Source organism: Calothrix sp. CBUCES-K 9914 (assembly GCF_059640475.1).
Window position 1 is genome coordinate 1 of sequence record NZ_JBXXZH010000524.1, and the last position, 1,918, is coordinate 1,918.

At 37.4% G+C, this 1,918-nt stretch carries 3 protein-coding genes; 1 reads left to right on the plus strand and 2 read right to left on the minus strand.

Annotation, left to right across the window (positions count from 1 at the left end):
• Positions 1 to 333: 333 nt before the first annotated feature.
• Positions 334 to 684, plus strand: coding sequence for a hypothetical protein (locus tag AC2JBO_RS44765; RefSeq protein ID WP_496960057.1), 351 nt, complete (start codon positions 334 to 336; stop codon positions 682 to 684).
• A 230-nt stretch (positions 685 to 914) separates the two neighbouring features.
• Here AC2JBO_RS44765 and AC2JBO_RS44770 read toward each other — a convergent pair whose 3' ends face one another.
• Entirely contained in the window at positions 915 to 1,163 is a 249-nt protein-coding gene (locus AC2JBO_RS44770; protein ID WP_496960058.1) for a hypothetical protein, read from the minus strand.
• Between the two features lie 208 nt (positions 1,164 to 1,371).
• Positions 1,372 to 1,918, minus strand: a 547-nt coding sequence (locus AC2JBO_RS44775) for a GIY-YIG nuclease family protein (RefSeq protein WP_496960059.1), incomplete at its 5' end; no start/stop codon positions are given.

Consider the following 1,918-nt stretch of genomic DNA (forward strand, 5'->3'; position numbering starts at 1 on the left):
CCCCAGAATTGTGGTATGTTTCATACCGATTAATTACACTAATCATTTTTAGCAGCCATTATTGATTATCCCGCAGTTCTTCCTTTGCTAATGTGTTACTGTTCCGGTTTCACCACGCGCGCTACTTTTCCATGATTAGCTCCATAACTCAATAGATGGTGTATCGGATTACAGTATTAATTTTTACCATGAGCGCGTTAAAACGCGCTTATATTTACAAGTGTTACCTCCGCAATTAATTTGATAGTATTGAGTTGTAAGCTAATTCGCTATTTTAAATTAAGCCACTACTGAATATTATAGACTAAATTCAGTCATGGCGTAACCAAACTTATGAATTTTTCACAGGCTTTGGATAAAACCCTCGAAAAGTATGGGATTTCTGCTAAATGGCTGTCTGAGCAAACAGGTGTTTCTCAGCAGATGATTAGTGGCTTTCGGCGGGGACAACAGCGAATTTATTCAGATAGTCTAGAGCGACTATTAGCTGGATTACCCTCGGAAGCAAAGAATTATCTGTTATGCCAATTAGGAGAAGTTGATACAGGCAAGATAGATATACGCTCGTTGGTGCTATCGGCATCACCGACCGAAAAAGCAGAAATTTTAAATACACTTGCTAATTGGGTACTTTTAAGCAGAGAAGAGATAGCACAAAACGCAGAATTAGTCAAGATTAGATAAATCCTCTCAACAAACAATTGAGCGAATTTACTGGACTATTATGTGCTGTGTAATTTTATGCTGGGCTTTATCAGAAGTATGTTCTTACTTAAAATAAGCTATTTGAAAGTGACTTTGCCAACAGTCGCAATCTATTAAATATTAAAGATGTACCCCCATCACTGTAAACTTTTTTAAATTTATTTCTTACAAGAGAGAGTATTTCCATACCTGTCATATTGATATTCAGTTCAACTACGTTTTGCGCGCGTATTGTCCCATAACCAAGATGCACCGTTTTGATTTAACAAATGATAAATCTCGGCGCCGTAATCTTGGTACAGTTGAGGGTGGGAAGCAGCAATTAACTCGTATAGGTAGAGCAGTTGTTCGCGATTGCTTTTTTGTAAGCGACAATCAGAGCGAATGCGATAAAAGTAGTGCAATTCTGGAATTACAACTCCTAAATGTAGCGACCGCAGTTGTAGAAAGGAATGCATACGGTTATTTTACCTTTGGCGCCTGTATTGTCTAAATTTAAAGACGAGGGGTAACTCACATCTTGCACCAAAGTATAAATACGGAATTTTTACGTTTTAATAAACACATATAACCCGCAGTTTCATGTGAAAAAAACGAACCACAGAGACGCAGAGAACACAGAGAGAAGAGTAAGAGAATAAACAGATAAAGTTTAGAATTGGCGCCCTATTCTTTACCAAAGGGTTGTCCCCAATATTTCCAGTTTTCTTTGTTGAATGGAGATTTCCATTTTTTAATTAACTCTAATTCTAATCGCTGTCGTGGTCTTGTTGGTATTGGCGCATCCCACCAAAAGCCGATGTTTACTGCTGTCTCTAATTTATACTTATGATGCAAGTCAATGTAGTTTTCGATGTACCGCTTGCAGTCGTGTACTCCTTTCCAACGTTTATTAGATTTACAAGTTTCACCAATGTATAAAAGTAAATTAGCTGTTGAGTCAATTACGAAGTATAAACAAGATTGTCCTGGACTATCTACAGGTAGCCGATAAAAAGATAAAGCTGATAATTGTAGGGTAAAGGGGTCAATAATATCCGGATCAACGTGCGACTTTGGCAAGTTGAATAAACTAACTTCTTCTATTGGTTCCTTTGTTCTTACCTGTTGTTGATGGATGGCAATTTGTTTCTTCCATTTGGAAAGTGTTATATCATCCATCAATAACACAGGGCTTCTATTAATTGGCACCCTTACTATTTCAGTTGGTGAG

What these genes read in the sequence shown, in the direction of transcription:
- AC2JBO_RS44765 (WP_496960057.1), top strand. Translation starts at nt 334, where the DNA reads ATGAATTTTTCACAGGCTTTGGATAAAACCCTCGAAAAGTATGGGATT.
- AC2JBO_RS44770 (WP_496960058.1), bottom strand. Translation starts at nt 1,163, where the DNA reads ATGCATTCCTTTCTACAACTGCGGTCGCTACATTTAGGAGTTGTAATT.